Raw genomic sequence first — 24155 nt, 5'->3', positions numbered from 1 at the left:
GGAACATAAGAAAACGACGACGGAGCGATTTCGACGGGTAAACCGGTCAACCCGCTGTCAAATCACGCTTTTCAGATTTCCGCTTGGGGTTGCCGCGTCGGGAATATCGGCCCTCTCACGACCATCTTTGCTGGATCGTAGGGCCGCTGCAGCGAAACGATCTCGTCGTAGCTGCCGCGCAGCCAGGTCGTGACGTCACCTGGATCGAGGATGGTCACCATGGCCTTCGGGTGGATAGGCGCGACCAGTGCATTGGCATCGCAGGTCACCATGGTGAAGCCGTTGCCGGTCTCAGTCCTTTGCCAGAAGCCTCCAACGGCAAAGGCCGGCTGGTCGGTGACTGCAAACCACATCTCGCCCTTAAGCGGCGGCTTGCCATCACCGAGATCGTGCTTTTCCGGCGTAAACTCGCAGAATTCGGTAAGCGGCACGATGCAGCGGTTTTCCGGCTTCTCCGCGAGCCGGCGCCATTGCGGCAGCGAGAGCTGGCGGACGTTGGTCATCGGCCAGGCCGCCTTTCCACCGAGCACGTCCCAGGTCATGATATCCCATCCGCGCATCTCGCCCTCTTCGCGGATCACATAGCTGCGTCCTTTCGGTCGCAATTCCTGCGGATCGAAGCGATTGTCACGCGGACGCTCGGTGAACAGGTGGGCGGCCGAGCCGAACAGGGTTTCCGGCTCACCCCGCATTCTGGCTCGATTGCACATGGCGGCCCTCTCCTCTGCCGTGGCTGTTGCCCGTACCGACCAAGCCTGCCCAATGACCCGCCCGGCACCCGAACCTATCATGCCTGCGGCAGTACCGTATATGGGCGGCGGCGCCGAAGACGCCGGTCACCGCCCGTAGTCCCTGACCCAATTCGTAACGCTTGCCTGCACGCCGCCAAAAAAGGACGAGGAGGCCGGGGGTACGCGTTATGGAGGCGGGCGGCGGGTTATCGATATCGTGGCCTCACTTTCGGAAGCGGCAGCGGCGTATTGACGGCCGTCTGGACTTCGGGAGAAGCACTGTCCGATCACACCGCTTTCAATGCCGGGCCACATGAGCGGTTTGGGAAACGGTCCGGGAAGGGATCACGGCGAGGGAAAGAATTGATCCGCATTGCCTGCAATCCCGCTTGCGCCCGCGATGACAATGAACGAAACGAAACGCCCACAAAAAGAAATTCGGGCATGTAAATACATCATGGCAGCCCAAGCTCTACTTACGCTGGCGGCTGACATCGTCAGCGCGCATGTCAGCAATAATTCGATTCCCGCAGCGCAGCTTCCCCAGTTGATCGAGGCGGTTTACGGATCGCTGGCGTCCCTTGGGCAAGCTCCTGCGCCGCAGCCGGAAGTGCTTACTCCCGCAGTCTCCGTGCGTGCTTCGGTAAAGCCGGATGGCATCGTCTGCCTCGAGTGCGGTAGCAAGTTCAAGACACTCAAGCGGCACCTCACCACCGATCACCAGCTTTCGGTCGAGGATTACCGGGCGCGCTGGAATCTGCCTGCGAGCTATCCGTTCGTCGCGGCGGAATATGCCGAGCGCCGGCGGGCGCTTGCAAAGGAGATCGGCCTCGGGCGCAAGAAGGGCGTGAAGGTCAAGGCCAAGAAGGCACATTCCGCAGTCGCCGATGCGGCGCCCGACTCCGCCCCCGTTCCCAGCGACACGCCTGCAGACGCTGCTTCGCCTTCCGCGAGCGCGCCGGCCGATAAGGCTCCGGCCAAGAAAGCCCCCGCGAAAAAGGCGGCCACCGGCGGCAAGACTGCGAGAAAGCCGAAGTCGGCAACCAATGCGGCGCCGTCCGAATAACAGCGCGTACCTCGTCTGGAGTGCGGGCCGCAGTACTTTGCTCCCGCACTCCAGGCGCCAGCCGGAACCGAACTGCGCCTACCGGTGGCCACATCCGTCGGTGGGTAAATTTTCCCTATTGCATCAAAGGCATGACTTTCCAGAAGCGGTGCGCACCAACTGCACCAAAACCGGAAGCTACAGATGCCTGCCCCCACAACACCCGCTCCGAGCGACACAAAAGCGCCGTTCTCCCTGACCAGTCTTCTGGGACTTCAAGAGCTGACACTCACGGCCCTGGTCCTAGGCGCGATCCACCTCCTCCTGGGTGGTACGGGCTATGTCTGGCTGAGTTATCTCGGCGTGCAGTACTACGACAGCTACGGACAGGGGTTCGGAATTCCCGAAGGAACATTCAGCCTGCCAAGTACGAGATTGGCGACAAAAGGGCTGGAAATCGTGCTTGCATCGGCCGAGAGCGCCAAGTTCTACGCGCTGGCGGTCCCTGCGATATTGCTGGTGCTGATCGTGTATGGCTTCATCAAGCATCTCGTCGAAAAGTACAGCTCGGATCCGGAACGCGCGCGCAAGTTCTTCCACATGGAGCCCTCGCTGCGCGAGGTCTACGCCATGACCTTTCTCCTCGTTGCCATCATCACCGTTGGTATCGCGCTGAAAGCGGCGATGTTCACTTTCCCTGCAGCCGCGCGGGACCTTGGCGCCCAGCGCGCAAAGAATAAATGGAAGACTCTGAAATCCGACAACTGCCTTTGCGCGCTCTATGGTCCGGAGGCCATCGAAGGCATCACGCTCGTCACCGACAGCAAGGCGGCTTTCATAGCGAGGCGCTCGGGCGGCGTCCTACAGATCCCCCGCGCAGATTACCGGTATAGTCTCCCTGCGGCGTCCGGCACCTCCGGGAACGGGATCAACGGCTCCAAAAACTGAAGCGACCATGCACAAATTGCGCGGAAAGTCTCCCAACCCGGGAAGCGCCGGGACCGAGAGGGATTATCGAGACGTCGCTGAATAGAGGACAGGAGCGTCCGCGAAGCGGTCGCATTTGTCAGCTTACGGACGATGACAATTCCTGAGAGATCGTTCCTATGGCCAAATCGACCCGGACCCTCGCCCGCGAGCAGGTCATCCAAGCGGCGGAGGCAGCGCAGGACGCATTGTCGGCCGGCGGCATTGCCTTCACGCCGCTCGATATCGTCAAGATTGCTGCCGATTATGCCGCCAAGCACGCCGTCCTCAGCACGCAGTTCGGGTCCTCCGAGTCCCAGCGGGACCTCGCCAAACAGTTACGAAGTGAGTTCGTCCGGCGCATCACCTACTGGGAGGACATCTGCTTAAACGGCGGCGAGCCGGTGCAGATTTCGAAAGATCCGCCGACCGCGGTACGCAGCATCGAGCTCGTCGACCTGATGCTTGCCCCTCCCGCGAAGAAGCGGGGGCGTCCGCACCGGACTTGATCGGTTCAATTTTGTTCTATATATGTTCCATCCTCAAGGACGGAGCATATGGACAGCATCGATCAGATCCGCGACGCAGTCGCAAGCGAACTTGAAAGCCGGGGTCTCGACAACCGCAAGTTTCTAAGGGAAATCCGCAGCGGCAAGCGTGACGATGGTCCATACATGATCGGCGCTCTCGCAGCCGCGCGTCTGGTCCCCGGACTGGCCAAGTCCCGCTAAGAGCCGGGCTCATTCACTGCGCATCTTTCGGCGGGGTCTCATTTGCGAAGCAGGAGTTCCTTGTATCCCCCCAGCGCCATCTCGCGTGCTTGCCGCGCGAGCCGGCGAATGCGCGAGCGCAGGGAATCGGAGGGATCACCCCAGTCCTGTTCGACGACATCCCCGCCGACCATTGCGCAGGCGAGATCGCGAAGGCTGGCACCATCGCTCAATGCGTCATGGACGCGCAGCAACACGACACCTCGCGCGATAGCAGGGTCGCGGGGGTAGAGCATCTTTCCAAACCGACCGTGGCGATGGAGTGCCAGGAGCCGCTGGAGCGAGAGCACGCCTGGTTCGGCCCGGGTCACGCCATCGAAGCAAAAGCGCAACCGGACGGTGGAATGCCGGCTCAGGGATCCCGCGATCACGTCCAGCCTGATATGATGACTCCCGTCGGACAATACCGCGTGTTCGCCGCCTGAAGCGGTTGGAATCGCAGTCAGCCACGGTCTGATTCTCTCGACATCGAGGCATCCGGCATCGCCGGGCGTTCCCGGCCCTGCCTCGACGCTCAGTGTCGATGGATCATGATGGGCATGCCAGATTATCCGGGCCGAGAGACAATCCCGGTCCGGCTCTTCCGCGAAAGTGAAGCCCCCAATTCAACGGCTCTGACGAATGTCCGCCGGTGAGGAGAGAAGCTTTGGCGTGCCATGCAAGATAAGCTGGATCCCTGCGGAGCCATTCCCACATCAAACCCGTACGATCAGCCTTCTTTAGATATGCATAGGACTCAGAATCTTGCCAATTGGCAAAAACACCCACCCTCATTTGAACAAGGTATCCGAGATGAATTTAGAAACGTGTTCGCAGGCAATTAACAAATTTTCACCGATATACGGACATTCTGTCCGAATTAGACCATTCCAGAGTGCACACATGGAATGATATGACACTTTTGCGACACAACCTGCCCGATGGCGGATTGAGAACCCGCTGGACGGCCACGAAGCAGGAAGGGCGATCGCCGGACCGACGGTGACAAGCAACGCCGCCGACGATCGCGAAGTCGAACATTGGGCACACGAATTTTGGCGCTCATGACGCACCTCGTGAGCATCTTCGAGACTATCGGCAGCATCGACGATCTGACCGAAGCTATGAGCGAAGCGACAGAGGAACTCGGTTTTCAGCGCTTTGCGCTCTCGCACCATGGGGGATTTCTGGATCCCGCGGGCGAGACTTTTCGGATTCACAATTATCCCGATCAGTGGGCCGAGTTCTACGACCAATTCGGTCTTGGTCTCAATGACCCCGTCCACCGGGCGAGCAACGTCACGAACCTGGGTTTCCGCTGGGAACGCATTCCCCATCTGATCCCGATGACGGAGGGTGATCGGCGGATTCTTGCGATGGCGCGCGAACAGGGAATAGTCCACGGCTACACGGTTCCGGGCTATGTTCCGGGCGAGTGGCGCGGATCGCTTTCCTTCGTGAACTCGGTATCCGTTCCGATCTACGATCCTATCCTGCCGATCGTCCAGTCGATCGCCCTCTTCGCGTTCGATGCGGCGAGAGGACTGTGGCTCGGACGCGGGGCAAGCCGCCTGATCGAACCGGTGACCGGCCCCCACCGAGTGGTCCGGGTTGTTTGTTAGTGTAAGATTGCCTCCGGCGCCATGGCTGGCCGTAGGTGCAGCGTAGCGGAACCGGAGGGCAGCCATGGCGCCGTCGCCGTCTCCGGGGCCGGCGGTCGATACCCCAGCGAACTATGAGGCCTGACGGTGTTGTAGTGCCGCCGCCAGGCCTCGATCAGGATCTTCGCCTCGGCCAAGGTGTAGAAGATCTCCCCGTTCAAGAGCTCATCACGCATCGAGCCGTTGAAGGACTCACAGTAGCCATTTTCCCATGGGCTGCCGGGTGTAATGTAGAGCGTTTTCACGCCGATCTTCGCCAGCCATTGCTGCACGGCATTGGCGATAAATTCAGGGCCATTGTCTGACCGTATGTGCGCCGGCGGCCCCCGTGTGACGAACAACTCGGCGAGAGTCGCCAGCACGTCCTCGCTGCGCAGCCGTCGCGCGATGGGTAAGGCGAGGCACTCGCGGCTGGCCTCGTCGATGATCGACAGGATGCGGAACTTGCGGCCATCATGTGTGCGTCCCTCGACGAAGTCGTAAGACCACACATGGCCCGGATATTCCGGTCGCAGGCGGATACATGATCCGTCGTTGAGCCAGAGCCTTCCACGCTTCGGTTGCTTCTGCGGCACCTTGAGCCCTTCACGGCGCCAGATGCGCTCCACCCGTTTGCGGTTCACATGCCAACCGGCATCGCGCAGCAAGGCCGTCACCCGGCGATAGCCATAGCGGCCATACTGCCGGGCAAGCGCGATGATATCCTCGGTCAGGGCTGCTTCGTCATCCGCCCCACGCGGCGTTTTGCGCTGCGTCGATCGATGTTGCCCGAGCACGCGGCAGACCCGCCGCTCGGACACCGGCATCATGCCCCGGATATGATCGATACAGCGCCTGCGGCGCGCGGGGCTCAGAAGTTTCCCCGCGAGGCCTCCTGTAGGATCAACTTGTCCAGCGTCAGATCTGACACCGCCCGCCGCAACCGAGCGTTTTCCTTCTCAAGCTCTTTCATGCGCCGAGCCTGGTCCATCTTCAGGCCGCCATACTCCTTGCGCCAGCGGTAGTAGCTCTGCTCGGTGACGCCGATCCGGCGACACGCATCCGCCACCGTTCCGCCCTGCGCCAGCACGATCTCCGCTTCACGCAGCTTGCCGATGATCTCTTCCGGCTTGTGCTTCCTCGCCATTCAAGTCCTCCTTCGTGGCCAAATCTAAAACAGATTTTGGGCCACTCAGAAGGGGGCAGATCAAGAGCGCGCGAATAAATTTCGATGCCTCACATCTCTCCCGAACATGCCCGGCCTGCATTCCATGGCTTGAGACGATGTCTCATCCACCTGCCCCGCAAGGCACTTCCTTCAACGCGCTCACTCATGGGGTTTTATCGCCACCGCCAGCCGGACAGCGGCGAAGTTCATTGCCCATCAAAGTTCCCACTGCGATACGACCGACACCGACAGCCTATACGGAACTTAGCGCGTGAAGGGGAGCGCCGCCCAGCCACACGGACTATTGCAAGTGGGTGCGTAAGACGCGTAAGCTCGCGGCAAATCCGGCCGCTCAAGCGACGTCAGAACGAAATCGGATCGTTCAGCACAAGTCGAATTTGGAATAACGGTCAACAAACTTAAACTGACACTTAAGCGAACCATCAACATACAAATCCTTTCCCGCACTTTTTTAATTTTTATCGAAGTTTTATTTTTCTATCCGGCAATTTTTCAATTTAGTGGCTGCAGTACAATCATATTGAGACCGTAATTCATCAATGCCGCACAATGCCGTTATTCCCTAGGGACGGGGCCGATAACGGGCGTCAGATGAACAAGATGTCCGGCCCGGATTCTGGATCAAGCCAGGAACAAGACGACGAGCGCCACGCCGAGGACCGCAACCCATATTTGAAACGGCCAGAGGAGATACTTCGGTGCGTGCCTGAGCTCCATGAACTCACGCCCGACTAGAGTCACCTTGGCGAACGCGACGATAAGGATCACGCAGCGGGCGGCTCCATCACGCCCCACGACCATCGTTTCGAACGAAAGGAGGGTCGCAGCGACCAAGATCGTCCAGACAATGATTGCGCGATTTTGCAGAACTGAAGGCATCAAGGCTCCCCTCACAACAAGTAGAGCAACGCGAAGAGAATGATCCACAGGAGATCGACCATGTGCCAAAACACGCCGCTCCCCTCAATGAGGGCCACGCTCCCGCGCATCTGACCGGACGATTCGATCTGCGATGCGGCAAAACACAGTACACCGATGCCAATCACGACGTGGACCAGATGAATACCGGTAAACATATAATAATATATCGAAAATGCGTTGGTATTGAGCGTAAAGCCCTCAGCGATTTTTGCCGAGTACTCGACAGCCTTCACCGCGACAAAACCCATACCGAGTGCAATCGCGCCAAGCAGGAAGTGGCGCGCGCGCCGATCGCCTTTTCGGACAGCCGTGACGGCTTGCGCTACGCAAAGACTGCTGGTCAGCAGCAGTAGCGTGTTGAGCAAGCCGAGGTGGCGATCAAGCAATCGCTGGGATGTCTCGAAGAGGGCCGATTCTTGCCGGTGTGCGACAGCGTAGGTTATAAAAAATACTGCGAAGACTATGAGGTCGCCGCCAATGAAGACCCACACGCCTTCCTCCCCCGGTATACGACCGGCGGGAGTCTTGATCGCAGGTGTTGTTTGTTGCTTGCCCGTCATTCGCCGGCCAATGCACCGCGCTTGATCGCCGCCAGCATGGCGAAGATCATCACATTGAACCATATGCCGAAAACGACAGCTGGAAGCCAAAAAGCAAGAACGCCGTTCCACGCAAAAGGACCCGACTTGAACAAGCCGACCGCGAGGCCGGGGAGAAACAGGACACCAGTCCACAGGTTCAGGTAACCCAGCCATCGCGGAAGCGTCGGGGCCGTCTTCCGATCCTGAAGGATCACGATACCGGTGACAATGTTCTGCACGAACGCCGGGACAGCGGGCATGACGAACAGAAAGAACGCAATGTCGCTCAGCAGGACGATTTCGGTGTCTGGCCGATCCAGCCGATAGGCCGCGACGGTGAAGAAAAGCCCCGCGAAAAACAGTGTTACAAACCCATAAGCAACGATCATCACGAACGACCAGGTCAGCGGAGACACTGGACCCTCAATTTTCTTCATGAATGTCGCCAAGGCGCCGAGAAATGGGAAAAACAGGACCGATGCCGAGGTTATAAGAATGCCACCGACCAATATCCCGACCTGATGCTCGCGATAGTATTGGGCTACTTGAGCATGTGGCATTGAAGGCGCGAGCGGCGGAAAGAGGTGTGCAACCGGCCAGATTCCCAGGAACATCATTGTTCCTGCAATCGCGCCCATGTAAGTGCACAGCTTCATTGTCGTGCTCTGGCTACCCATCACCCCTCCCCGGATTTGTTCTCCTGGATCGTGAGTAGCGCCCATGCGAAGAGCACCCACCCGAGGATAGGGTTTGTCGGATGAGACGGCTTTCACCTGCGGAAGGCGGTGCTTCTGAAGGACCATTTGCTAAATGCCATCGGAGCATCGATCCGCCATATTGCACCCGAGGTGTTTTCAACCATTCGTATGAGAGAGACCGCTTCGACACATTTGTCCGGCGTGCTCACGCACGGCCCGTGATCGCCTTGCGACTGGAAGACTAGCACGCCGGAAACAGCGAAAATGTCCCCCGCGCTTCGGATTCCCAAACACATTACGGCAGTCTAGTGACACCTCACCTATTGCGTATTTTCAGGTCGGAGATCTTGCACAACCTAAATGGAAACAGGACCGCCCCACCCTTCGATAGGTAGCCCTGCGGCGGACCGCCAGTAGACTGCAAGAAAATCGGAGTCGGCAGGGAGATGGAAATGAAAAAGGGCATTTGTAGGGTATTGCTCGGCTCGAGCGCCCTGATGATCTGTTCGGGCCAGGCCTGGGCGGAAGAAGACAATGCTCCGGCAAACACCGCCGGCGCACAAAGTACCGGGGAAATTATCGTTACGGCTCGGCGAACCGCCGAGCGATTGCAGGATGTTCCGGTTGCGGTCGCCGCATTTGACAGCAGCGCTCTCCAGCGCTCGACCGTACAGGAACTCTCGGATGTCAGGACAATCGCCTCCGGCCTGAACTTCAATTCGGAGGGCGGGAAAAGCACGACGAATGTGAGCTTGCGCGGCGTTGGCCAGCTTCCCGTTGGGCTTACGACCCCAGGCGTTGTAACCTATTTCAACAACATCGCGATTCCCAGCCTTGGGTCGAGCATTCCTACCTACGACATCGCGAATGTGCAGGTTCTCAAGGGACCGCAGGGCACTCTGTTCGGTAAATCGACGCTCGGCGGCGCGATCCTCGTCAATACCGTTCAACCGGACCTGTACGATTTCGGAGGCTACGTGAAAGGCACGTATGGCCGCTGGAACTACTGGGCGATCGAAGGGGCGGTCAACGTCCCGATCGTGTCGGAAAAGATCGCGTTGCGCATTGCCGGCCAGATACGGCGTCAGGACCCCAGGATCCGCTCTTTGGACGCAGACTTCTTCGCGCTGCCTGAAGTGAAGGCCCTGGGCGCTACGGATCCGAAAGCCAACAGCTATCCCGGCTTCGAGAACATCAAGAACGACAGCGTTCGTGTGTCGCTTACAATCGCCCCGACCGAGGGGATCACGAACACGACGGTCGCCGAATATTTCAAGGCCGACGAACTGGCATCCGGTCTCTACCTTTACAAGGCAGATTTCGCGCCGCTCCAGTCGGCCGTTTTCCTACCGCTCCTTGGCAGCGCCAGTCGGGCTGCCACCGCCGTTCAGCTTGCAAGCCTCGCCGAGGCTTACGCGCAGGCGCATCCTCGCGGCGCGTTCGACGGCGGGATCGACGGAGGCCGGGCTTATCGAAAGTCGATCGCGGTCGTCAACACGACCGACGTTGAGCTGAGCGACAGCTTCTCTCTCCGGAACATTTTCGGCTATCGCAAGAATACGAATGACCAGTCGATCAACACTGCTGCCGTGCCGGTGCTGGATCAGGGAGGCGTAGCGAATCCCTTCCTCGGCGGCCTTGTTACCCAGCCGTTCATTACCTACTACGCCGAACAACGCTATGTTCGCGACTATATCGATAACGACTTCCAGTTCATCTACAAGGGCTCGGGCGGACTGAACGGTATTCTCGGCGTCTACTACAGTGTCGACGGCCCGGCAGGACCGTCCGGCGACCAATTTACCGTGTTCTCTTCGCTTGGCCGCGTCCCGCCCACGACTACCCATGTGAAAAACCAGAGTCTCGCGGTATACGGGCAATTTGGCATCCCGCTCACCGATAAGCTGAATTTCAACATTGGCGGTCGCTACAGCTGGGACAAGTCGGAATTCTGCTACAATCCTGGCAATACGGCCACCTTCGCATCTGTTGACTTCTCACAGTGCAAGCAGAATATCGCCGATCGGGTGGGAACGCCGACCGAATTCAGCGACGGTTTCGGACAGGCATCGGTCAAGGACAACTATCCGACTTGGACCGTTGGATTTGACTACAAGATCAGCCCCGACTTCATGGTCTATATCACGAGCCGCCGCGGCGTTCGCCCCAAGAACCTCAATTTCCCGCTGTTCGAATCCGCTCCGGTCACCTGCCCATCCAAGGCCTACTCGATGTCCTGCGTGGATCTGCGTGGGTACCAAACAATCAAGCAGGAACGAGTAACCGACGTCGAGATCGGCGAGAAACTGAGCTTCAATGTGGCCGGTGCACAAGGGCGACTCAATGTCGCGGCGTTCTATTCGCGCTACGACAACGCCACGCAGTTCCTGTCGAATTCCGGCAGCTTCCTGTTTCCTCGCGGAACCCTGGACGCGCCGCCCTCCTCGATCATCATCAATGCGGCCGATCTCAACATCTATGGTGTGGAAATCGATGCCAGTGTGTCGCCTGATCGCAACCTGACTCTGGGCTTTAACGGCGCCATCACAAAAACGGACGTGGCAAAGCTGCTTCCCATCAATACGAATGGCGAACTCGGACCAAATGTCGGATCCTTCGGCGCAGATCAGATCAACAGGCTGACACCGACGTTCTCCGGTACCGTCACGGCCAGCTGGATTACGCCTGTCCATCCGGCAAATGCAGATGTCATCATCAGCGGCGATCTTTACATGACCGCCGATTACGGCGGCCAGCAAGGCTACCAGCTGAAGGGCTATTCCCTCGCCAACGGGCGTATCGACGTCAAAGGAATTGCCGGCACGGGGCTGGACCTGGGCTTCTACGTCAAGAACCTGTTTGACGTTCAATACCAGGCGGGCGTTTCGGTCATTTTGCCGAATGCCCCTTACAACAGCCTCTATCTCGGTCCCCCGCGCACCTGGGGCGTCGAGGCGACCTACAGGTTCTGATAGCCAGAACTACCATGAAGGGGCGGAGGCGATCCGCCCCTTTTTGACTTTGAATTATCCTGGAAGCGTCGAGACCCCCTCGGCAGCACCAGTGTTTTTCCGATACAGGAGAATAGTGATGAAGACCGGCGGCGTTATCGGTTTGGGATCGATTGGCGGAGGCGTCGCCATATGCCTTCAGCGATCCGGCCAGCTTGCAGCAATCTATGACGTTCAGGCGGCAGCCGCGGATCGCGTTAAGGGTGCACCTCCAATTTCCTCTAGCCCCCGTGCCTTGGCCGAGGCTTCGGACTGCGTGCTGATCGCGGTCCTCAACGGGGAGCAGACCCTTGCAGTCCTCTCCGGACCGGACGGAGTGCTCGCGGCAAACAAACCCGGCCAGACCGTCATTCTGTTGTCGACGATCAATATGGCAGATCTCGCCGGAGCGCAGGCGATGTGCAAGGATGCCGGCGTTATCCTCATCGACTGCGGGGTCACGAACGGACCGAAATCTGCCGAAAACGGCCTCATTTGTATGGCCGGCGGCGAAGACGGTGATCTGGCGGCCGCCAAACCCGTATTCGACGGATTCGCGCAGCAGGTCCTTCACATGGGCGGCCCGGGAGCCGGCATGGCCGCCAAGATCGCTCGCAACACCACGTACTTCGGCTGCATGAGAGCGGGTTACGAGGGGGCAGTTATTGCGCGCAACTATGGCGTCAGCCTCGATCAGCTCACTCTCGCGTTGTCAGGCGACCCGACCGCCGGCGGCGGGCTTGAGGGCGCCCTTGCCATGGCGAAACGTCCCGAAGCGGCTGGGAATGCCGACGAGACGAAGCTACGCGAATATTTCCAGATGCTCATGGTGAAGGATCTGGAGGTCGCGATTGCCGAGGCGGCTCGCTTCGGCGTCCGTCTTCCCATGGTAGAACTGATCCGGGAGAACGCCGCTTCCACATCAGGACTGGAATATCCGCTCGGCCAACCAATCGGCGCCTGAGTGCCCCTAACCAGGCCGCGGGCGACCAATCGGATATGGCTCAGCCCATTCGCCATAGTCGTCGCGCGGTCTGATAGGGGTAGCCGAAGTGCCGACACGCAAGGCGCCGGAAGCAGTGAAGCGAGATGCTTTCGCAGATTTCGTCCGGCGCCGCCGCGCAGGTACTCCCGGCCACCAGGGGCGCGGCCAATGTCTTTCATCGACGCCCCCTGTGAATGCGAGCCGGCGGTATTACCTCAACAACCGGCCAAACCGCTCTGACGTGACTGCGACGCGACAGGGCGCCGGTTCGCAGCGAACGGCGGCCCGGCGCCTATCTTATGGAAGGTTGCGCAGGCCACGCGTTGACGCATTTCCCATCGTCTGATCGCAGCGCGAAACAGGACTAGACGCTTCGGTAAACCAGAATGGCAGCGCACAGGCGAGCGGTCTGGCCAGCGGGGCAAAGAGGATTCGGAGAAGATTTGATGGCGAGCGCACCCACACAGGAAATTCCTCCCCACGTACCGGCCGAGATGGCAAAGTGGTTGCCCTATTTCGCTCGTGAGGAAGTGAAGGACTGCCCTCAGGAAACGCTCATTCCCGAGATGCACCGCACCCTGGGACCCATTACGTATGTCACCAACATCTTCCCCGGAGACAAGCCCGGCTGGCTGCTCACCGGCTATGATGACACCATGGCCATGCTGCGCGATCCCGACAATTTCACCAAGAACGGCATGGGCCAGTGGTCGCAGAGCATCGGCGCAGACTGGTTGGTCGTGCCCACGGAGGTGGATCCTCCGATGCACAGTTTCTACCGCAAGGCCCTGAACCCCCAATTCTCGCCGCAGAAGATGGCCGCGATGAAAGACGAGCTGCGGCGACGCGCAAGCGATCTCATCGGGGCATTCAAAGACCGCGGCCACTGCGATTTCGTGAACGAATTTTCCGAACGCTACCCGATCTTCATCGTTCTCGACCTCCTGGGACTTCCGCAGGAACGGATGGCCGAATTCCTGGTCTGGGAAAAGGAGATGTTGCACACCAATGACTGGCAGGTGCGCAGCAACGCGGTGCGCCAGGTCGTGGCATATCTGCAGTCCGAGATCGATGCTCGCCGCCGTACTCCTCAGGACGACTACATCACCAAGATATTCGACTTCGAAGCCGAAGACGGCCGCAAGTGGAATAACGAAGAGGTCCTCGGCCATTGCTTCAATCTTTTTCTCGGCGGCCTCGACACGGTCACGACCATGCTGGGCAATATCTTCGCACATCTCGCACGCCATCCTGATCAGCAGCAGGAACTGCGCGACAATCCGGATCGAATGGTCCTGGCGGTCGAGGAGTTTCTTCGGGTCTACGGGCCGGTTACGGCATTCCGTATCGCTTCGCGCGAAATCGAGATTCACGGGCAGAAGATCATGCCGGGCGAATATGTTTCGGTCAGCACGCCCGTCGTGAACCAGGATCCGAAGATCCATGAAGACCCAGCCGAGGTCCGTTTCGATCGCAAGGCCGCGCATGTGGCGCTCGGCGGGGGTATCCACAAGTGCCTCGGCATGCACCTCGCCCGGCTCGAACTGCAGACTGCGCTGGAACTGTTTCTGAAAGAAATTCCGCAATTTCGATTCAAAGACGGTTTCGAACCGAAATATTTCGTGGGCAATATCACTTTCGTGCCCCGCCTCGAACTTCAGTGGGACTAAGAGACGCTGTGCGTTCTTGACGCACTATCGGGGCGTGGAACCCGTTCCAGTTACGAAGCCCGCCTCAAGCTGACGCAACGCATGCGAACTGCAGCAAACCGGAATGGCCTATAGTGCCATTCCGGTCAGTGTTTGATAGCCGTTTTAAACCAGCCACTTGGGCCGTTCAGACCGTGACCTGCGCACCGGCGCAGGGAATCGGTGTGCACCCATTTCGTCAGATTTCCCGCGAATGCCAACGCAGGATCGTGGCCTGGAACATGTTGCCCGGCCCAGCCCTCTCCACTTTGGCGGCGGGAGGCGGCTTACGCCAATGTAGACGCCCCGATATGGCGACTGCCAGGAAATTAGCCCGCAAACGTTCAGCTTCTTGGACAGAAGGTGCGCCGACCTTCCTTCAGACAGGTGGGCGTAGCGTGCCAGCATGTTCACTCCGCGGCATGCAGCAAAAAATCTATGATTACATCATTGTCGGCGCCGGATCCTCCGGCTGCGTTCTGGCAAACAGGCTGTCTGCCGATCCAGACGTTTCGGTGCTGCTGGTCGAGGCGGGCCCTGACGACAAGAGTCCTCTGATCAAGATGCCGCGCGGCATCGGCAAACTGCTTGCCCCGGGAAACCCGCATGTCTGGGACTATCAAGTATCCCCGGGCGGGAACGCGTCACACGAAGTGTGGCTCAAGGGCCGAGCGGTTGGCGGTTCAAGTTCCGTCAACGGTATGGTCTATGTCCGGGGCGCTCCGGCCGACTACGACGCGTGGGAACGGGCGGGCTGTCATGGCTGGGGCTGGACGGAAATGGGCCGGCATTTCGTCGAACTCGAGGACCACGCGCTTGGTGCCAATGAATGGCGCGGCACCGGCGGTCCACTGAAGGTCAGTGTTCATCCCGCGGGCGATCCGCTTTGCGAAGCGTTCCTGGAGGCCAGTGAGCAAGCCGGAATTCCTCGGGTCGCAGACATGAACGACATCCCTTCGGTCACCGACGGCGGTATGGGCTATCAGCCGACCACGACGCATAATGGCAAACGCTTTTCGGCTGCGCGCGCATTTCTGAAACCCGTGCGTGGGAGATCCAATCTCGACGTTACGCCCGGCACCGATGTCCTGCGCATCCTGTTCGAAGGCAAACGGGCCTGCGGCATCGTCGCGCGCAAGGCCGGTCAAACTTTCGAGGTGCAAGCACGGCGCGAAGTAATCGTATGTGCGGGTGCGATCCAGAGTCCGAAACTTCTGCAGCTCTCGGGCATCGGCCCACGCCGCCTGCTGGAGGGACTAGGGATTCCGGTCGTAGTCGATGCACCCGGGGTGGGCGCCAACCTGCAGGAGCACCGATATCTGGGTTTCACTTTCCGGGTTCGCGGCCAAAGTCTGAACCAGCGACTGTCGGGCGCTGGTCTGGTCGCATCGTTCCTTCGCTACCTGTTTGCCTCGAGCGGTCCCCTCACCCATTCGGCGCACGAAGTTGGCGGCTTCATCAAGACAGAAGCGCAGCTCGAGCGACCCGACGCACAAGTGGGCATGGGTCTCTATTCGTTTCATACCGATGAAAAGGGCGCGGTCGTTCTCGACCCATTTCCCGGCCTGACGGTGATCGCCTACTACATGAGGCCCGACAGTCTGGGCGAAGTGAGGATTACCGCGGCAGATCCCGATGCTGCGCCTGCCATCGATGCCAATCACCTTGCGAGCGCCAACGATCGTGAGCGGTTCCTGGCTCTGTTCAGGTGGCTGCGCAACCTTGCCCGGCAGCCGGCCTTGCGGGACTGGATTATCGAGGAAACCGGCGCCACGGCGGGCCTCGAAACCGACGAGGACATCCTCGCGAATGCCATCGGGCTTGGCGGCACATCGTTCCACATCTGCGGGACCTGCCGGATGGGAAGCGATACGGGTGCGGTGCTCGACCCGCAGCTGCGCGTTCGCGGCGTCACCGGTCTACGGGTCGTGGACACATCGATCATGCCGACCATTGTGTCGGGCAATACCAACGCGCCGGCCATGGCGATCGCTCTCAACGCCGCGGAAATGATTTTGCGGCCCCAGCAGGATGATGGACTTTGACTATTCCCTTCACCAGTTTCGATGGTCTTTACATCGACGGCGCCTGGGCCGAAGCCGCCGGCGATCGGGACGACATCCTCAATCCGGCAACCGAGGCGGTAATCGGCCGGGCACCCGTGGGCGATAGCATCGCGGCACACGCAGCCATCGCCGCGGCGCGAGATGCATTCGATAACGGTGTATGGCCCCGCATGGCGATGGCCGAGCGCGCGGAATACCTTCGCAAGATGCATGCCGCATTGGATGGTCGGCGAGCCCAGATCGCGACGCTAATCGTGGCAGAGGTCGGCTGTTCGCAAGGCGTCACCCATACGATGCAGGTCGGCAACCCGCTCGACCATCTGCTTGCTGCGCTGAACCACTCGGCACGGGACGATAGTGTCCGGTTACCGATCGACGTGACTCCCGATCCATTTGATCCCCAGGGCCCAAAGAAAATCGGCGGCACGACGGTCGTGCGCGAACCGGTTGGCGTCGTTGCAGGGATTACCGGCTACAATTTCCCTTTTCTGCTCAACCTGGCGAAAATCGTACCTGCCTTGCTGGCAGGCAACGCGCTGGTGCTCAAGCCGTCCCCATTTACGCCGTTTTCCGCTCTGCTGTTCGGCGAGATCGCGCAAGAAATCGGGTTGCCCAAGGGCGTGCTGAATATCGTTACCGGCGGACCAGACGTGGGGTCGCTGTTGACTACCGACCCGCGCGTCGATCTTGTCAGTTTCACGGGATCAGAAAACGTGGGCGCTGCGATCATGGCGCAGGCGGCCCCGACCTTGAAGCGCGTTCATCTGGAACTAGGCGGCAAGTCGGCGCTGATCGTCAGGCACGATGCCGATATTGCCCGAACCGCGGCAATGGCCGCCGCTGTCTTGTCGGTCAATGCTGGACAAGGATGCGCTCTCCTCACGCGGCTTCTGGTGCACAACAGTGTGCGGGCCAAATTCGTCGAGGCCGTCTGCGCTGTCGCCCGCCAGTTCAGGATCGGCGACCCCAGCGATCCAACGGTGACGATGGGCCCGCTGATCCGCGAGAGCCAGCGTAGCAAGGTCGAACGCATGATCGCCCAGGCCCGCGATCAAGGCGCAAGGCTCGTTCACGGCGGCGGACGGCCGGCGGGGCTCGACAAGGGCTATTTTACGGAGATCACGATCTTCGATGATGTCGACAACCAGATGAACATCGCGCAGGAGGAAGTCTTCGGGCCCGTCGGCTGCGTGATCGGTTTTGACAGTGATGACGAGGCCATCCGCATCGCCAACGATTCCAGATACGGTCTCAACGGCGGCATCGAGACGGCTGACGCTGCCAAAGGGTATGAGATGGCAATGCAGATTCGCGCAGGCAGCGTCATGCTGAATGGCGGGACCGGGCGGATGACCTATGCGCCGATCGGGGGGTACAAAAGGTCAGGTATCGGCCGCGAGTATGGTCCGGATTGGCTTCACGAATACCAGAACCAGAAATCCGTGTTCTACCCAATCGGTCGCTAGAGCGTTTTCTAATCAGGTGGAACCACCTGATGACTCGGAAAACGCGCCAAACCAGAAGTTTAAAGCGGTTGATCCGATGCAGTCGGATCAACCGCTCTAGGCTGGAAAATTCGCTATCGGCACGCGCAGAGTATTAGGCTGGATGGCTGATACTCCTGAGCGTCCGGGAGGCCCAACAAGGCTTCCCGGACGCTCAGCTGTCAGGCCGATGCGCTATCCCATTGAAGATGAAGATCGGGCACGTGCAAGATGTTGCCGACGTAATAGGGAACTTTGAAGCCGTCCTTGATTCTGAATTCGGGCAGCGTCGTCACAAACTCCTCCACTGCTATCTGCAACTCCAGCCGGGCGAGATGCATGCCCAGGCATTTGTGGATGCCGCTTCCCAATTACATGTGCGCCGCCTTGCGGTCGAACCGGATTTCCTGCGGTTCATCGTAAAATACCGGATCGCGACCCACGACCGGCGAACTGAAGGCCACATAGTCTCCAGGCATGATCTTTTGGCCGTGAATTTCGATCTCCTTGGTCGCGATGCGAAACACGGTGACAGGTGCGAAGGCGCGCAGGAACTCCTCAACAGCCAAAACGATGAGCGAAGGATCGGCTCGGAGTTCGTTCTGCTTTTCCGGATGCGATGCCAGATAGTTGAAGATGTTGCCCAGCAGGGACGTGACCGTATCGAGGCCGCCAATGTAGAGATTGAAGCAGTGCCCCAAGACCTCGTCATCATTCCAGGGCCGCCCGTCTACTTCGAAGTCGAGCACCTTGGTTATGTAATCGTCGCGTGGCTGCTCGCGCCTCGCTGCGATTTCCTCGAGCAGGTAGGCCTTTACCTTTCGCACGGCATTTCCGCGCACTTCCCAGTCGTTGGAATGGAGCAGTTCCTTTTCCCATTTCAGGAACTCGGTCATTCGTCCCTGCGGCAGGCCCAAAAGGTCGAGGACGATGTAGATGGGAAACTTCTCCGAGAAGTCGGCAATGAAGTCGCATTGTCCCCGCTCTCGCAAGGCGCCGATGAGAGACCGCGCGCGTTCACGGACCTGTTCCTTCATTGCAAACATCTTCTGCGGCGCGAAATGGCCGTTCAGCGCCTTGCGGTACTGGGTATGGATCGGCGGATCGGCTTCCGTTGGGATCACGAGCCAGTCTTCACCAATATTCTGAGCCCATTTTCCCATGCCGTTTTTGGTGAAGTTGTCCGGATCGCGGAGCATCGCCTGAACATCTTCGGCGTTTTTCAGCAGCCAGCCGGGTTGATCCCCCGGAAAAATGTTAGTGACGTAAGAGACGGGCGGAAGCTCGGCGTGCATTGCCGGGATCAGAACTTCCTGCGGATTTTCATAGACGACCTTGCGCGCAAAGAGAGGCAGCGTGAACGCCAATTCGGCCGGAACATGGGCGGGGAGCGAGGATTTGGCGAGTGAAGTCATGGTATTCTCCAGAGCTCAACGGATAGTGGCAACCCTTGCCAAAGATGGGTGCGTCGCCCGCTGCACGGATGCGAATGCGGCGGGGCGGAATATCCGCAGCCAATGGAGGCCACGAAAATGGGCGACGCAATCACTCCGGATCTTGAGCAGGCGATCAGGGACAACTACCGGTTGTGGAACGAAGGCAAGCGCGAAGAGCTCGATGCGCTTTTTCGCTCGCTCGGGCCCCAAGGTTTCACGATCGAATATGTCGGATCCTCCGCAGTCGACGGCCCCACCGCGATGGCCGCCATGTGGAAGGAATACGGGGGCAAATGCACCACCGAACTTCTTGATGTGATAGTCAATGGAACGGAAGGCGCCGCCTATGTCGCCAATCACCTTCAGACCGATAGCGGCACGGTCAGATTGACCAGCCTCGAGACCTACAAAGTTGCCGGCGGCCGGTTGGCTATCAGATACTTCCATCGGACTGCCCGGTAGAAGCTTCCTGGTCCGAATGCGGGTTTTGGGCATCGATCAGTCCGCTGCCTGCATGAAGGCAAGCAGATCCGCATAATGCGGCTGATGGACAAGGCCGCCGCCAGAAATGGAGATGTTCTCACCCGTAATGTAGCGAGCCTCGTCAGACGCCAGGAACGCCACAAGCGCAGCGATGTCTTCAGGTGTTCCGAAATTGGGCGTCAATATATGCCGCTGGATGATCTCCTTGAGACCCGGCACCGTCTTTTCCAGCGCTTCGGTCAGCACGACACCGGGGGCCACGCTGTTGCAGCGAATGTTGTCGCGTCCGTGCTGCGTCGCGATGTACCGCGTCAGCCCAATGATACCGGCTTTGGATGAACCGTAGGCGATACGGGCCAGATCTCCTGCCGAGCCTGAATTCGAGGCGGTATTGATGATCGAGCCGCCGCCACCAGCCACCATGTGCGGAATCGCGTATTTGCATCCGAGCAGGTAGCCAGTGAGATTGATGTCGAGGATCTCGCGCCATATCTCGATCGGGATATCGACTGCGGTCGTATCCTGCGGGCTTTTGACCGGATCCGTCATGGCCGCATTATTGTGAAGTATGTCCAACTTGCCAAAGTGCGCGACTGTCTTGTCGACCATGGCCTTGACCGACTTCGGCGCTGCCGCATCGAACTGTACGGCGAGTGCCCTTTCTCCCAAAGATGCAGCAGTGCGCGCCGCGGCCTCTTCGGAAACATCTGCGACGACGACCAGCGCGCCTTCCTCAACGAACCGCCGCGCAACACCCGTACCGATGCCGCCGCCGCCGCCAGTCACAATTGCGACCTTGTTTTCTAGCCGTTTCATCTCTCACAATTCTCCCGGACGTGTACGAGGGGACCAAGTTGTCCCCTCGCTTACTCAATAGTTCGCCTCGACGCGGCCGATCAGTAGTTGAACGTCAATTCCACCCCATAGGTCGCCGGTTGCCCGACATAGGCTGCGACAATTCCAAGGGTTCGATAGAGATCCGGGAATCTTCGCAGCAGATACTTGTTGTTGGTGATGTTCCGTCCGTAGACGGCTATTTCGATGTCGGGGTTGTCGAACTGGTAGGCGATCCGGCCGTTGAAGACACCATATCCCGGCACGCGTCCGAGGCTGTTCTCAGTGTCGTAGGCGGCCTTGGTCGCAGCGGATGCCTGATCGGCCGCCCTCACCGCGTCGAAATGCTGAGCCCCAATATAGGAATAGGCGCCCGTAACAGCGAAGCTGCCCGCACCCAGCGGAACCTTCTGGGTCGCGCTGACGTTGAGCTGCTCCTTGGGCAGCTGCAGCAGCGGCAATCCGCTCAGGTCGACAACACAGCCGTTTGTCACGCCCGATCCGTTGGTACAGCCACTGCCCGGGACCACCTGAATTTCGTTAAATGTGCCCTTGACGTACTTGCCGTCCTGAAGCGACCCGTTGAGGCTGACGGTCATACCCTTCCAGGGAACCGCAGTTGCTTCGGCCTCGACACCCCAGATCCGCACCTTGCCGTTGTTCTGGATATACTGCGTAACGCCAATCCCGGGAACGAAGCTGTTGACGATCGCCTGGTTGTCGCTCTTCCAAGTATGGAAGACCGCCGTATTGAAGCGCAGATGCCGATCGAAGAGATCCACCTTCAGACCTCCTTCGACATCCTTCACTTTTTCCGGCGAGAATGCCGGTAGCCCGCCTGCCCGCAGGTTCCAGCCGCCAGCCTTCGCCGCCCCGCGTGTCGCGACATACAGGAAGAGATCGTCCGTTGCCTGCCAGTCGAGACCGAGGTTCCATGCAGGATAGTGGAACTTGGCATTCTGGTCCTGATTACAGGTCGTGGCCGTGACCGGTTCGGTGGGAGTGACCGTGCAATTGATGCCGGTGGGCGTGCCTGCGACCGGCACGTCATAGGGCAGGCCATATACCTGGGCATTGTGCAAAACACTGTCCCTGGTGTCCCACGTGTAGCGGAAGCCACCGACGGCGCGCAGGCTCGAGGTCAGCTCCAGGTAGGCTTGCGCAAACAAGCCGAACGTCTTGTTGGTAACGTCCGCATTGGAATCGCGAATGAGGCCGCCGAAGATCTGGGATCGACTGAACTCGTAGCCGCTTTCTTTCCCGGCGTAGGCACCGGCGATGAAGCTGAGCCCGTCCGTTACGTTACCCGAAACCTGGAGTTCCTGGGAAAGGTAATAGGACCCCGATCCAGCGAAGGTCCCGAGCAAGGGAACCGCGGTACCATCGGTATCACTCAAGCCGTAGTTCATCGAATGACGATAGCCAGTAATGGACTTCAGATTGAGTTGGCCCAGTTCGACATTAACGGTGCCGGAAAAACCGTATACTTCCAGAGTGTTGAACGGCTGCACCCCATAGAGAGCCTGCGCCTGCGGCGTGAGTCTGCCAATACCTGCCGGCACCGAGGTACCGGTAGCGGTATTGTCCCACCAGTTGTCCTTGGTCAGCAGACCTGCGGTGAGACCCGGCTGGAAGGGAGCAGGGACAATTGCGGGATTGAAGGTCCAAAGAGCAATCTGCTGCCCGCTGTTTCGCTGGCGGTTCCAGTCGCCGGAAAGAGTGACGTCCCAGCCATTACCAATGTACTTGAGTTTACCGCGCAGGAATTTGCTGTTGTTGTCAGCAAAATCCCGGCCTGTAAGTGGATTGTTCCCGTAGCCATCGCGATCGTCGATCGCGCCGCTGACGCGGATCGCCAACCCTTCGGCCAGGGGGAGGTTGATCGTGGACTGAACACCGAGGTTGTTGTAGTTTCCAAACTCCGCCTTGAATCTGCCTTCGCGTTGGTCGGTTGGATCCTTGGTGATGATGTTGATAGCCCCGCCGGTCGTGTTCCGCCCGAAGAGCGTGCCCTGAGGTCCACGCAGCACCTCAAGGCGCTCGACATCCTGGATGTCGGTCATGCCGGTGGAAGGGCGCGGAATGTAGACACCGTCGACGTATGTCGCCACTGCCGGATCGTTGGCGAGGATCGGTTGAAGGTTTCCTTGTCCGCGAATGGCCACGAACACGATGCCATCGCCGCCCGCCGAACCGCGGCCGATCACCAGGCCGGGCGCCGTACGTTGAAGATCCACGACGTTTTCGACTTTGGCAGTCGTCAGTGCCTGGGAACTGAGCGCCGTTACCGCAATCGGCGTGGTCTGAAGACTCTCCTCGATCCGGCGAGCCGTAACGATGATGTCCTGGATCCCGGTAGTTTCGTTTGATTGTGCTTGCTGCGCGTGTGCGGGTTGCCCCCACGCAGCAATCAACGCGCCTGTCGCTATAGTCGACAGTATGACAGCCTTGGTCATCCGTTCCTCCCACGTCGTTTTTGTTTTGCTCCGTGCCTGTTTCGGCACGTTGACGCGGGGAGGAGCCTAAGCGCGGGGGATTTTCCTCCATAGTGGTTGCGGAGTTAATGACTGCGGCGCGACATGTTTTGGCCGTCGCTCGATATGTTCAGGCGTCTGTCAGTGAACCTGCCGCGGCTGGCAGCGAAAGTCCTTGGGCGTTTGGCCGGTCGCCACACGGAACGCGGCCGAAAAAGCCGAGGTGCTGCTGAAGCCGCAGCGCCAGCTGATCTCCTTGATCCGCGTGCCGTCGCCGCGCAGCAGTTCCTTGGCGAGAGCAATCCGGCTGCGCGCAACGAATTCCCCCAGACTTACGCCAGTACCGTCCTTGAACACGCGCGCCACGTGCCGCACGCTCATATTGCAACCACGAGCGATGTCAGCAACTCCGAGCGGCGCCGCCAGATTATCCATCACATAGTCGACGATATGGCGCACTTGCCGTGTACTACGTGGGCTGCCGGCGCCGAATTCCTGTGTACTCACATGCCGAACCAGTTCCACGGCAAGTCCCATGAGCATGGATTCGATCAAGGCCTGGCTTGCGAATCCGGGTACACGAAGCTCTGCCGCCAGCCCCTCGAAAAAGCGCCTCATCGCGATATTTTGAACATCGGCACAAGGTTCCAGCCCGTGGAAGGGGCGTTCGCCATCGAAAAGTTCTTCGAGGAAGGCCTCGCCGAGCGCGACGCAAACGAGATGACGTTCCTGGAGGGCCGGCTCACCCACGTACTGACGGTGAGGCGGCATGTAGAGCATGTCGCCACTCGCCACGAACCCGTCCGAACGCCCCATCGAAAGCATGCTGCGACGAGGCTGGGTATTGAGGGAATAGTCGAGGTAATGCTTTTCAGGGCTGAACACGCCGCTGCAGGGCCGCACCCAATTGAAGTGCCGGATATCGACGCGGGCATCGTTCACCGATGCCAACGCTTCGATGTAGAAATCATCGACGCCGAACCTGTCCTGGCCGGTCCAATCGCTCTCCGGACGAAACATCGTTACCTCTGCCTCTTCTCTTTTTTTATGAGGGCATCAGATACCTGTGCCGCCTCCAGTTCCTCTATCTTCGGGTAGGTCGTCAAGATGCCCGAAAGTGCTGTCGGCAATTTATCCCGTTGGCCCATGCGCGACACGATCTGGCCGAGTGACGGCATTGGCCGTGGATGGCGGA

23 protein-coding genes are annotated in these 24155 nt (G+C 59.3%); 11 read left to right on the top strand and 12 right to left on the bottom strand.

The window, feature by feature from the left end; genetic code table 11:
- Nucleotides 1–71 precede the first annotated feature (71 nt).
- Entirely contained in the window at nucleotides 72–710 is a 639-nt protein-coding gene (locus ACLIMP_RS18215; RefSeq protein WP_395398156.1) for an SOS response-associated peptidase family protein, read from the bottom strand.
- A 427-nt stretch (nucleotides 711–1137) separates the two neighbouring features.
- On the opposite strand from ACLIMP_RS18215, the gene ACLIMP_RS18210 reads away from it, so the two are divergent.
- The 4 genes from ACLIMP_RS18210 (at nucleotide 1138) to ACLIMP_RS18195 (ending at nucleotide 3473) form a co-directional block, all read left to right on the top strand.
- Nucleotides 1138–1797 (top strand): Ros/MucR family transcriptional regulator, encoded by a 660-nt coding sequence (locus ACLIMP_RS18210; RefSeq protein ID WP_443478749.1) that lies wholly within the window; start codon nucleotides 1138–1140, stop codon nucleotides 1795–1797.
- A gap of 183 nt (nucleotides 1798–1980) precedes the next feature.
- Complete coding sequence (locus ACLIMP_RS18205; protein ID WP_443478748.1) at nucleotides 1981–2724, top strand: hypothetical protein; 744 nt, start codon at nucleotides 1981–1983, stop codon at nucleotides 2722–2724.
- Nucleotides 2725–2882: 158 nt separating this feature from the next.
- A complete protein-coding gene (locus ACLIMP_RS18200; RefSeq protein ID WP_443478747.1) occupies nucleotides 2883–3251 on the top strand; it encodes a hypothetical protein in 369 nt (122 codons plus the stop codon).
- Nucleotides 3252–3299: 48 nt separating this feature from the next.
- Nucleotides 3300–3473 (top strand): hypothetical protein, encoded by a 174-nt coding sequence (locus ACLIMP_RS18195; RefSeq protein WP_442046973.1) that lies wholly within the window; start codon nucleotides 3300–3302, stop codon nucleotides 3471–3473.
- A gap of 38 nt (nucleotides 3474–3511) precedes the next feature.
- On the opposite strand, the gene ACLIMP_RS18190 is transcribed toward ACLIMP_RS18195, so the two are convergent.
- Both ACLIMP_RS18190 and ACLIMP_RS18185 read right to left on the bottom strand, forming a co-directional pair.
- The gene (locus tag ACLIMP_RS18190) at nucleotides 3512–3802 is read right to left on the bottom strand and encodes a DNA -binding domain-containing protein (protein WP_443478902.1); all 291 of its coding nucleotides are present in this window, start codon (nucleotides 3800–3802) and stop codon (nucleotides 3512–3514) included.
- A 238-nt stretch (nucleotides 3803–4040) separates the two neighbouring features.
- Nucleotides 4041–4286, bottom strand: a complete 246-nt coding sequence (locus ACLIMP_RS18185) for a transcriptional regulator domain-containing protein (protein ID WP_443478746.1) — start codon at nucleotides 4284–4286, stop codon at nucleotides 4041–4043.
- Between the two features lie 269 nt (nucleotides 4287–4555).
- Between ACLIMP_RS18185 and ACLIMP_RS18180 the strand changes: the two genes are divergently transcribed.
- The gene (locus tag ACLIMP_RS18180; protein ID WP_443478745.1) at nucleotides 4556–5113 is read left to right on the top strand and encodes an autoinducer binding domain-containing protein; all 558 of its coding nucleotides are present in this window, start codon (nucleotides 4556–4558) and stop codon (nucleotides 5111–5113) included.
- Here the strand turns inward: ACLIMP_RS18180 and ACLIMP_RS18175 are convergent.
- From ACLIMP_RS18175 to ACLIMP_RS18160, 4 genes are all read right to left on the bottom strand, one after another.
- Nucleotides 5110–6278, bottom strand: a protein-coding gene (locus ACLIMP_RS18175; protein ID WP_443478072.1) for an IS3 family transposase whose coding sequence is annotated in 2 segments (ribosomal slippage) — nucleotides 5110–6017 and nucleotides 6017–6278 — 1170 coding nt in all. Because the reading frame shifts where the segments join, the coding sequence is not laid out codon by codon here. The genes ACLIMP_RS18180 and ACLIMP_RS18175 overlap by 4 nt on opposite strands.
- A gap of 663 nt (nucleotides 6279–6941) precedes the next feature.
- Nucleotides 6942–7199 carry a cytochrome C oxidase subunit IV family protein gene (locus ACLIMP_RS18170; protein WP_395335179.1) on the bottom strand — a complete coding sequence of 86 codons (258 nt, stop codon included), beginning with the start codon at nucleotides 7197–7199 and terminating at the stop codon, nucleotides 6942–6944.
- A gap of 11 nt (nucleotides 7200–7210) precedes the next feature.
- Nucleotides 7211–7801: a cytochrome c oxidase subunit 3 gene (locus ACLIMP_RS18165; RefSeq protein ID WP_443478744.1), complete on the bottom strand. Its 591-nt coding sequence runs from the start codon at nucleotides 7799–7801 to the stop codon at nucleotides 7211–7213.
- Nucleotides 7798–8499, bottom strand: a complete 702-nt coding sequence (locus ACLIMP_RS18160; RefSeq protein ID WP_443478743.1) for a hypothetical protein — start codon at nucleotides 8497–8499, stop codon at nucleotides 7798–7800. The genes ACLIMP_RS18165 and ACLIMP_RS18160 overlap by 4 nt, the downstream gene beginning before the upstream one ends.
- 473 nt (nucleotides 8500–8972) lie before the next feature.
- Between ACLIMP_RS18160 and ACLIMP_RS18155 the strand changes: the two genes are divergently transcribed.
- The 5 genes from ACLIMP_RS18155 to ACLIMP_RS18135 all read left to right on the top strand — a co-directional run bounded on the left by ACLIMP_RS18155 (nucleotide 8973) and on the right by ACLIMP_RS18135 (nucleotide 17715).
- Entirely contained in the window at nucleotides 8973–11492 is a 2520-nt protein-coding gene (locus tag ACLIMP_RS18155; protein WP_443478742.1) for a TonB-dependent receptor, read from the top strand.
- A 118-nt stretch (nucleotides 11493–11610) separates the two neighbouring features.
- Nucleotides 11611–12474, top strand: a complete 864-nt coding sequence (locus tag ACLIMP_RS18150; protein ID WP_443478741.1) for an NAD(P)-dependent oxidoreductase — start codon at nucleotides 11611–11613, stop codon at nucleotides 12472–12474.
- Nucleotides 12475–12941: 467 nt separating this feature from the next.
- Nucleotides 12942–14165, top strand: a complete 1224-nt coding sequence (locus tag ACLIMP_RS18145) for a cytochrome P450 (RefSeq protein WP_443478740.1) — start codon at nucleotides 12942–12944, stop codon at nucleotides 14163–14165.
- A 440-nt stretch (nucleotides 14166–14605) separates the two neighbouring features.
- Nucleotides 14606–16228: a GMC family oxidoreductase gene (locus tag ACLIMP_RS18140; protein WP_443478739.1), complete on the top strand. Its 1623-nt coding sequence runs from the start codon at nucleotides 14606–14608 to the stop codon at nucleotides 16226–16228.
- Nucleotides 16225–17715: an aldehyde dehydrogenase family protein gene (locus ACLIMP_RS18135; protein ID WP_443478738.1), complete on the top strand. Its 1491-nt coding sequence runs from the start codon at nucleotides 16225–16227 to the stop codon at nucleotides 17713–17715. The genes ACLIMP_RS18140 and ACLIMP_RS18135 overlap by 4 nt, the downstream gene beginning before the upstream one ends.
- Before the next feature lie 200 nt (nucleotides 17716–17915).
- Here ACLIMP_RS18135 and ACLIMP_RS18130 read toward each other — a convergent pair whose 3' ends face one another.
- Nucleotides 17916–18104, bottom strand: coding sequence for a hypothetical protein (locus ACLIMP_RS18130; RefSeq protein ID WP_443478737.1), 189 nt, complete (start codon nucleotides 18102–18104; stop codon nucleotides 17916–17918).
- The gene (locus ACLIMP_RS18125; protein WP_443478736.1) at nucleotides 18105–19148 is read right to left on the bottom strand and encodes a cytochrome P450; all 1044 of its coding nucleotides are present in this window, start codon (nucleotides 19146–19148) and stop codon (nucleotides 18105–18107) included.
- 117 nt (nucleotides 19149–19265) lie between these two features.
- On the opposite strand from ACLIMP_RS18125, the gene ACLIMP_RS18120 reads away from it, so the two are divergent.
- A complete protein-coding gene (locus ACLIMP_RS18120; RefSeq protein ID WP_133085093.1) occupies nucleotides 19266–19631 on the top strand; it encodes a hypothetical protein in 366 nt (121 codons plus the stop codon).
- A 36-nt stretch (nucleotides 19632–19667) separates the two neighbouring features.
- On the opposite strand, the gene ACLIMP_RS18115 is transcribed toward ACLIMP_RS18120, so the two are convergent.
- The 3 genes from ACLIMP_RS18115 to ACLIMP_RS18105 form a co-directional block, all read right to left on the bottom strand.
- Nucleotides 19668–20468: an SDR family NAD(P)-dependent oxidoreductase gene (locus ACLIMP_RS18115; RefSeq protein WP_133085092.1), complete on the bottom strand. Its 801-nt coding sequence runs from the start codon at nucleotides 20466–20468 to the stop codon at nucleotides 19668–19670.
- 80 nt (nucleotides 20469–20548) lie between these two features.
- Nucleotides 20549–22942, bottom strand: a complete 2394-nt coding sequence (locus tag ACLIMP_RS18110; protein WP_443478735.1) for a TonB-dependent receptor — start codon at nucleotides 22940–22942, stop codon at nucleotides 20549–20551.
- 159 nt (nucleotides 22943–23101) lie between these two features.
- The gene (locus ACLIMP_RS18105; RefSeq protein WP_133085090.1) at nucleotides 23102–23980 is read right to left on the bottom strand and encodes an AraC family transcriptional regulator; all 879 of its coding nucleotides are present in this window, start codon (nucleotides 23978–23980) and stop codon (nucleotides 23102–23104) included.
- Nucleotides 23981–24155: the final 175 nt, after the last annotated feature.

It is taken from the genome of Novosphingobium aeonii (assembly GCF_052279045.1).
Classification (GTDB): domain Bacteria; phylum Pseudomonadota; class Alphaproteobacteria; order Sphingomonadales; family Sphingomonadaceae; genus Novosphingobium.
The sequence above is the reverse complement of the archived record's forward strand: the minus strand, read 5'-3'. Positions and strand labels throughout refer to the sequence as shown.

Coding starts and splice junctions, on each gene's coding strand:
- ACLIMP_RS18210 (WP_443478749.1), top strand. CDS start 1,138: ATGAACGAAACGAAACGCCCACAAAAAGAAATTCGGGCATGTAAATAC.
- ACLIMP_RS18155 (WP_443478742.1), top strand. CDS start 8,973: ATGAAAAAGGGCATTTGTAGGGTATTGCTCGGCTCGAGCGCCCTGATG.
- ACLIMP_RS18105 (WP_133085090.1), bottom strand. CDS start 23,980: ATGTTTCGTCCGGAGAGCGATTGGACCGGCCAGGACAGGTTCGGCGTC.
- ACLIMP_RS18205 (WP_443478748.1), top strand. CDS start 1,981: ATGCCTGCCCCCACAACACCCGCTCCGAGCGACACAAAAGCGCCGTTC.
- ACLIMP_RS18145 (WP_443478740.1), top strand. CDS start 12,942: ATGGCGAGCGCACCCACACAGGAAATTCCTCCCCACGTACCGGCCGAG.
- ACLIMP_RS18165 (WP_443478744.1), bottom strand. CDS start 7,801: ATGACGGGCAAGCAACAAACAACACCTGCGATCAAGACTCCCGCCGGT.
- ACLIMP_RS18160 (WP_443478743.1), bottom strand. CDS start 8,499: ATGGGTAGCCAGAGCACGACAATGAAGCTGTGCACTTACATGGGCGCG.
- ACLIMP_RS18180 (WP_443478745.1), top strand. CDS start 4,556: ATGACGCACCTCGTGAGCATCTTCGAGACTATCGGCAGCATCGACGAT.
- ACLIMP_RS18185 (WP_443478746.1), bottom strand. CDS start 4,286: ATGAGGGTGGGTGTTTTTGCCAATTGGCAAGATTCTGAGTCCTATGCA.
- ACLIMP_RS18200 (WP_443478747.1), top strand. CDS start 2,883: ATGGCCAAATCGACCCGGACCCTCGCCCGCGAGCAGGTCATCCAAGCG.
- ACLIMP_RS18170 (WP_395335179.1), bottom strand. CDS start 7,199: ATGCCTTCAGTTCTGCAAAATCGCGCAATCATTGTCTGGACGATCTTG.
- ACLIMP_RS18215 (WP_395398156.1), bottom strand. CDS start 710: ATGTGCAATCGAGCCAGAATGCGGGGTGAGCCGGAAACCCTGTTCGGC.
- ACLIMP_RS18140 (WP_443478739.1), top strand. CDS start 14,606: ATGCAGCAAAAAATCTATGATTACATCATTGTCGGCGCCGGATCCTCC.
- ACLIMP_RS18110 (WP_443478735.1), bottom strand. CDS start 22,942: ATGACCAAGGCTGTCATACTGTCGACTATAGCGACAGGCGCGTTGATT.
- ACLIMP_RS18120 (WP_133085093.1), top strand. CDS start 19,266: ATGGGCGACGCAATCACTCCGGATCTTGAGCAGGCGATCAGGGACAAC.
- ACLIMP_RS18195 (WP_442046973.1), top strand. CDS start 3,300: ATGGACAGCATCGATCAGATCCGCGACGCAGTCGCAAGCGAACTTGAA.
- ACLIMP_RS18125 (WP_443478736.1), bottom strand. CDS start 19,148: ATGACTTCACTCGCCAAATCCTCGCTCCCCGCCCATGTTCCGGCCGAA.
- ACLIMP_RS18115 (WP_133085092.1), bottom strand. CDS start 20,468: ATGAAACGGCTAGAAAACAAGGTCGCAATTGTGACTGGCGGCGGCGGC.
- ACLIMP_RS18150 (WP_443478741.1), top strand. CDS start 11,611: ATGAAGACCGGCGGCGTTATCGGTTTGGGATCGATTGGCGGAGGCGTC.